Origin of the sequence: Xanthobacter autotrophicus (genome assembly GCF_029991245.1) — a bacterium.
GTDB lineage: Bacteria > Pseudomonadota > Alphaproteobacteria > Rhizobiales > Xanthobacteraceae > Xanthobacter > Xanthobacter autotrophicus_C.
The window spans coordinates 1-6,871 of the sequence record NZ_JAIVFO010000188.1 but is presented as its reverse complement, the minus strand read 5'-3'; the positions used below and the strand labels follow the sequence as shown (position 1 = coordinate 6,871).

Genomic DNA, 6,871 nt, shown 5'->3' with positions numbered 1-6,871 from the left:
CTTGGCGGCGGGGCGGGGGGCGCCGACGCGCAGCCGCCGGTCGGCCAGGGAGAGCGCGCCGCCCAGCGCCATCACCACCGCGCCGAGCCAGATCAGCGTCACGAAGGGCTTGTAGGTGGCGCGCATGGAGATATGCCCGTCCGGACTCTCCTCGCCCATGCTCACATAGAGCTGGCTGAGGCCGAAGGTGCGGATGCCGGCTTCGGTGGTCGCCATCTGCCGGGCGGCGAACATGCGGCGCGAGGCCTCGATGGTGCCCTGCGGCGCGCCGTCCTCGCGGATGGAGAACACCGCCGTGCGGGCGCGGAAGTTCGCCCCGGTGCGGTTTTCCAGCCGGTCGAGGGTGAGGCTGCGGGCGCCGATGGTGACGGTGTCGCCGAGCTTGACGGAGGCGATCTTTTCCAGGCTCCAGCCGGTCTCGCACACGATGCCGAGCAGGCACACGCCGACGCCGAAATGGGCGATGGCGGTGCCATAGCCGGAGCGCGGCACCCCGGCGAGGCGCACCAGAGCCACCCGGGCGGTCACCCGCCCGAGGCCAGCGCGCTCGGCGATGTCGGTGAGCGCCCCCAGCATGATGAAGACCGCGAGCCCCACCGCCAGCGGCGCCAGCACCGGCCCGCCCGTGGTGGCGGCGGCGATGACCACCGCGGCCACCACCGCGAGGGCGGCGGCCAGCATCAGGCGCTGGGCCACGCCCATGAGGTCGCCGCGCTTCCAGGCGAGCAGCGGTCCGAACGGCATGGCGAATACCAGCGGCACCATCAGCCCGCCGAAGGCGAGGTTGAAATAGGGCGGCCCCACGGTGATCTTGTCCCCGGTCAGCGCCTCCAGCGCCAGCGGATAGAGCGTGCCCACCAGCACCGCGCCGGTGGCGGCGGTGAGGAACAGGTTGTTGAGGACGAGGGCACCCTCCCGCGAGATCGGCGCGAACAGCCCGCCCTGCTTCAGCTCGGAGGCCCGGAACGCGAACAGGGTGAGGCCACCGGCGATGAAGAAGGTGAGGATGGCGAGGATGAACACACCCCGCGCCGGATCGGTGGCGAAGGCATGCACCGAGGTGAGCACGCCGGAACGCACCAGGAAGGTGCCCACCAGCGACAGGGAGAAGGCGAGGATGGCCAAAAGGATGGTCCACACCTTCAGGGCGTCGCGCTTCTCCATCACCACGGCGGAATGCAGCAGCGCGGTGGCCGCGAGCCAGGGCATGAGGGAGGCGTTCTCCACCGGGTCCCAGAACCACCAGCCGCCCCAGCCCAATTCGTAATAGGCCCAGTAGGAGCCCATGGCGATGCCCAGCGTCAGGAAGATCCAGGCGGCCAGCGTCCACGGCCGCACCCAGCGCGCCCAGGCGGCGTCGATCCGCCCTTCGATCAGCGCCGCGATGGCGAAGGCGAAGGAGATGGAGAGCCCCACATAGCCGAGATAGAGCAGCGGCGGATGGATGGCGAGGCCGAGGTCTTGGAGGATGGGATTGAGGTCGCGCCCCTCCGCCGGCGCCGGGACCAGGCGCGCGAAGGGGTTGGAGGTGAACAGGATGAACGAGAGGAAGGCCGCCGCCACCGCGCCCTGCACCGCCAGCACCAGAGCCTTCAGGCGGTCCGGCAGGTTGGAGCCGAACTCCGCCACCAGCGCCCCGAAGAAGGCCAGCACGAACACCCACAGGAGCATGGAGCCCTCGTGGTTCCCCCAGGTGGAGGTGATCTTGTAGATCAGCGGCATCTGGGAGTGGGAATTCTCCGCCACGTTCACCACGGTGAAGTCCGAGGTGACGTAGAGCTGCACCAGCGCGCCGAAGGCGAAGGCGATGAAGCCGAACAAGGCCAGCGCGATGGGTCCGGCGGACCCCATCAGCACCGGGTCGTTGCGCCGGGCGCCCCAGGCCGGCAGCACCACCTGCGCCAGCGACAGGGCGAAGGCGAGGGCGAGGGCGTACTGGCCGATTTCCGCGATCATGGCTCAGCTCCCCGGCGCGCGCTGGGCGGGCGTGGCGGCGCCGGGCGCAGGCGCGCCGTCCTTCCAGTGGCCCTGCTGCTTCAGCGCGTCGGCCACCTCGCGGGGCATGTATTTCTCGTCGTGCTTGGCGAGCACGCTGTCGGCCTTGAAGCTGCCGTCGGTCTGGAGCGCACCTTCGGCCACCACCCCCTGCCCTTCCCGGAACAGGTCCGGGAGGATGCCGGAATAGGCCACCTTCACCGTGGCATTGCCATCGGTGACCTTGAAGGTGGTGAGGGTGCCGGACTTGACGACGCTGCCGGTCTCCACCAGCCCGCCGAGCCGCAGGCGCGCGCCGGGGGCCACCTGCTGCTGGGCGACATCCGTGGGCGAGCGGAAGAACACGATGGTGTCGTTGAGGGCGGACAAAATTAGCCCCGCTGCGAGCGCGAGCACGCCGAGTCCTGCTCCGATGAGAACCAGCCGCCGGCCTTTGCGCGTCATCCCTTGTCTCCCGCTCCCGTCTTCACCGCGAGCTCCTTCTCGGCGGCATCGAGCCGCCCGAGAGCTTCCGCATTGTCCTTGAAGGTGGCGCGCGCCTTTGCGAGGGCCTCCGCCGCCTTGTCCTTGTCGCCCAGCACGCCATAGGCGCGCACCAGGCGCAGCCAGCCTTCGATGTCGTTCGGCGCGCTGTCCAGCCGCTGGGCGAGGCGATCCACCATGCCACGAACCATGGCGTTGCGCTCGTCCGCCGACAGGGAGGCCGCCGCGGCCACATCCGCCGCGCCGGGGCCGGGCATCCCGGGCCCAGACGTGCCAGGTCCAGACGTGCCGGGGCCAGGCGTGCCGGGTCCCGTCGCCCCCGCGACAGGCGCCGCCGGAGCCCCACCGCCAACCCGGGCGAGGGCCGCCGCCACCATGGGCCGATAGGGCGCATTGGCCGGCGTGCGGGCCAGAAGCTGGCCCCAGATCCGCGCGGCATCCGCGCCGCGGCCGTCCTGCTCGGCGGCAAGGCCGAGGAAATAGGCGGAACGCGGCTCGTTGGGGTCGAGGGCCAACGCATCGGCGAAGGCGCGGGCGGCATCGGCGGTCACGAGGCCGTCGGAGGCGGCCACCAGCGCCTCGCCACGGGACGAATGGCGCGCGGCGGAGGGGCCGAGGATGCGGATGGCCTCGGCATAGGCACGGGCGGCATCCTCCGGCCGGCCCATGCGCAGATAGACCGGCGCCAGGATCTCGTAGCCCGCCCCGTCATTGGGATTCTTCTGGAGATGTTCCTCCACCCGCCGCACCAGGATGGCGACGTCGCTGCGGTCCGGGGCCGCCGTCAGGCGCTCGGCCAGCGGCGCGCCGGGGAGCCGGGGGGAGCCGAGCACCCCGTAGAGACCGACCGCGAAGACCGGCACGAACACCAGCGCGAACACGGCGGCGGCGCGGCGGCGCCGTGTGGCCTGCCGGATGATCCGCGCCGGATCCTCGACCCCGGTGGTCTCCCGTGCGGCATCGGCCGCCAGCATGCGCCGCGCCACCTCGATGCGCGCGGCTTCCGCCTCGGCCTTGGGCAGGCGTCCGGACTTGGCATCGCGCGCGATCTCGGCGAGCTGGTCGCGATAGACGGCAAGGTCGGCTTCCCGCGCGGCCTGCGTGGTGCGGGCGCGCGACAGCGGCCACAGCACGGCGAGCGCCGCGAGTGCGGTCATGAGCGCAAAGGCTGCGAACAGGGACAATGAGATCATCACCTCAGAGCCGTTAACGGGTGAAAGGATGGCTGCATAGGCCACATGCCGTCCCAGCGGCGCGGAGCCGCAGGGTGCGCTCCAACTTGTGATCGGAAACCTGTGATCGGAAACTTGTGCTCGGCTCCGGGGCCGTGCCGGGCACAATCGACTTCGCACACCCGATCCGGTACACCAACCTCCACCGCGCCGCATCATGCAGTGCAGCGGAGCACCATAGGACGCGCGGGCGCGCGCCACGGGACCAACGGAGCGTCGGCCATGGGCCTCTTCGACAATATGGTGGGTGGTATTCTGAGCAATATGCTGAGCAAGGCCGGCACCGATGGCGCCGGCAGCCTGCTGGAGACGGTGCTGAACGGCCCCATGGGGCAGATGCTGCCGGGCCTGCTCAACTCGGCCTTTGCCAAGACCCCGTTCGGCAGCCTCGACGGGGTGCTGGAGCAGCTTCAGCAGGCCGGCCTCTCGGACGCGGTGGCAAGCTGGATCTCCACCGGCCCCAACACGCCGGTGAGCGCCGAGCAGATCACGGCGGCCCTGGGCGAGGGCCAGCTGACGGAGGTGGCAACCACCCTCGGCCTTTCGGCGGAACAGCTGCCGGACCTTTTGGCGCAGCACCTGCCCACCATCATCGACCGCCTGAGCCCAGAAGGCGTGCTGAACGTGCCGGGGCGCTAGGGCGCGATCCGATCAGATTGACTCAAGCTGATCGGCGCAGGCCCCGAGCCTCAACCGCCACAAACCCGCGCGACGCCAAACTCGCGCGATTTTCGGCGGCGCGTTATAGAGTGGGGCCGAGCGATCAAGACATGAGCGGCGATGCGCGGGCGCGGGGGCGCCGCCGGAGCCGCCGAGCCGAAACCGAGCCCGAACCGTGACCGAGCGCGAACCGACCGACCCCAAGGCCCGCGACGAGACGCGCCCCGACGACGAGACGCGTCCCGGCGAAACGCGTCCCGGCGAAACGCGTCCCGGCGAAACGCGTCTCGACTCGGGGCGCCCCGGCCCGGTGCGCTCCTCCTTCGGCACGCGGCTGCGCGGGCTGATGCTCGATTTCGACGCCCTGCTGGACAGCGGGCTGTTCAGCCTCGGCGCGCGCACCCGCCGCGCCGTTTCCGCCTATGCGGCCTTCACCGAGCGGTTCAACCTCACCGGCGTGTCGCGCTTCGCCGCCGGCATGGCCTCCGAGGGCCTGACCCTTTCGCTGGCCGGCGCGCTGGTGATGCTGGCGCTGGCCATCCCCGCCTTCCACGAGACCTCCGACGACTGGCTCAAGCGCACCGAACTCGCCGTCACCTTCCTTGATCGCTACGGAAACACCATCGGCGAGCGGGGCGTGAAGCAGAACGACACGGTGCCGCTGGAGGACATCCCGGACAACCTCATCAAGGCCACGCTCGCCACCGAGGACCGCCGCTTCTACGAGCACTGGGGCATCGATGTGGCCGGCACGTTCCGCGCCGTGGTCACCAATGCGCGGGCGGGCGGGGTGCGGCAGGGCGGCTCCTCGCTCTCCCAGCAGCTCGCCAAGAACCTGTTCCTGTCCAACGAGCGCACCATCGAGCGCAAGATCAAGGAAGCCTTCCTCGCCATCTGGCTGGAAGCGCGGCTCACCAAGAGCCAGATCCTGAAGCTCTACCTCGACCGCGCCTACCTCGGCGGCGGCGCCTACGGCGTCGACGCGGCGGCGCGCTATTATTTCGGCAAGTCCGTGCGCGAGGTGAACCTTGCGGAAGCGGCCATGCTGGCCGGCCTGTTCAAGGCGCCGTCCAAATACGCGCCCCACGTCAACCTGCCCGCCGCCCGTGCCCGCGCCTCCACCGTGCTCGACAATCTGGTGGACGCCGGCTTCATGACCGAGGGCCAGGTGTTCGGCGCCCGCCGCAACCCCGCCACCCCGGTGGACCGTCGCGACGACGAGGTGCCGGACTTCTATCTCGACTACGCCTTCGGCGAGGTGAAGAAGCTGGTGGACCATCTGCCGCCTTCCGTGGTGGAGCGCAATTTCATCGTGCGCACCGGCCTCGACCCCAACATCCAGAAGGTGGCGGACGCGGCGCTGGAGACTTCGCTGGCCGAGTTCGGACGCGACTACAAGGTGAAGCAGGGTGGCATCGTGGTGATGGAGCCCAATGGCACCCTGCGCGCCATGGTGGGCGGGCGCGACTATGGCGAAAGCCAGTTCAACCGCGCCACCGACGCCCTGCGCCAGCCCGGCTCCTCCTTCAAGCCCTTCGTCTATACGGTGGCGCTGATGAATGGCATGAAGCCGTCCACCATCGTGCAGGACGCGCCCATCTGCCTAGGCAACTGGTGCCCGCAGAATTACGGCCGCTCCTACATGGGTTCCATCACCCTGAAGACCGCGCTCCAGCATTCGCTGAACACGGTGGCGGTGCGCCTCGCGGAACGGTTCGGCCGCCGGAAGATCGTGGACCTCGCCCACCAGATGGGCATCCGCACGCCGCTGCCCATCAGCGCGCCCCTGCCGCTGGGCGCCGCCGAGGTGACCCTGTTCGACATGACCGCCGCCTATGCCGTGTTCGCCAATGCGGGCAAGAGCGTCGACGCCCATGCCGTGGTGGAGATGCGCGTCGGCAACGGCGAGGTGGTCTGGCGCTTCGACCGCGACGCGCCCAAGAGCGTGCAGATCATCCCCACCCAGCAGCTAAACGACATCAACGACATGCTGAACAATGTGGTGGAGAACGGCACCGGCCGCCGCGCCCGCCTCGTCAATTCCAAGGTGGCGGGCAAGACCGGCACCACCAATGCCTATCGCGACGCCTGGTTCATGGGCTTCACTGGCAATTATGTGGGCGGCGTGTGGTTCGGCAACGACGACTACGCCATGATGAACAAGATGACCGGCGGCTCGCTGCCCGCCATGACCTGGCAGAAGGTGATGGCCTATGCCCACCAGGGCATCGAGATCAAGCCGATCCCCGGCGTCACCTCGCCGATCCCGAAGCTCGACGAGGCGCCCGCGTCCATGACTGTGGCCGGTCTCGACACGGAACGCCCGATCACCCTTTCCCCGCGCGCGGCGGAGCGCCTCGCCGCGCTCGAACGCATGCTGAAGGAGGCCGAGGTCCGCCTCACCGACCGGCTGGTGCTGTGGCCCTACCTCGCCATCGGCGGCGGCTACGACACCGGCTATGCCACGCCCTTCGCCCTCGGCGCGGGACCGGGCGCGACCC

At 69.9% G+C, this 6,871-nt stretch carries 5 protein-coding genes; 2 read left to right on the top strand and 3 right to left on the bottom strand.

Annotated features, from left to right (window positions below; all coding sequences use genetic code 11):
- The 3 genes from K9U41_RS20920 to ccmI form a co-directional block, all read right to left on the bottom strand.
- A partial coding sequence (locus K9U41_RS20920) for a heme lyase CcmF/NrfE family subunit (protein ID WP_282642781.1) occupies positions 1–1,956 on the bottom strand: 1,956 nt, incomplete at its 3' end.
- A 3-nt stretch (positions 1,957–1,959) separates the two neighbouring features.
- The gene (ccmE, locus tag K9U41_RS20915; protein ID WP_282642780.1) at positions 1,960–2,439 is read right to left on the bottom strand and encodes a cytochrome c maturation protein CcmE; all 480 of its coding nucleotides are present in this window, start codon (positions 2,437–2,439) and stop codon (positions 1,960–1,962) included.
- Positions 2,436–3,662, bottom strand: coding sequence for a c-type cytochrome biogenesis protein CcmI (ccmI, locus tag K9U41_RS20910; protein ID WP_282642779.1), 1,227 nt, complete (start codon positions 3,660–3,662; stop codon positions 2,436–2,438). Before ccmI ends, ccmE begins: the two co-directional genes overlap by 4 nt.
- Before the next feature lie 270 nt (positions 3,663–3,932).
- Between ccmI and K9U41_RS20905 the strand changes: the two genes are divergently transcribed.
- Both K9U41_RS20905 and K9U41_RS20900 read left to right on the top strand, forming a co-directional pair.
- A complete protein-coding gene (locus tag K9U41_RS20905) occupies positions 3,933–4,349 on the top strand; it encodes a YidB family protein (RefSeq protein ID WP_282642778.1) in 417 nt (138 codons plus the stop codon).
- Positions 4,350–4,716: 367 nt separating this feature from the next.
- Positions 4,717–6,871 (top strand): transglycosylase domain-containing protein (locus K9U41_RS20900; RefSeq protein ID WP_282642782.1); only part of this gene is annotated, 2,155 nt, incomplete at its 3' end.

Coding starts and splice junctions, on each gene's coding strand:
- ccmE (WP_282642780.1), bottom strand. CDS start 2,439: ATGACGCGCAAAGGCCGGCGGCTGGTTCTCATCGGAGCAGGACTCGGC.
- K9U41_RS20905 (WP_282642778.1), top strand. CDS start 3,933: ATGGGCCTCTTCGACAATATGGTGGGTGGTATTCTGAGCAATATGCTG.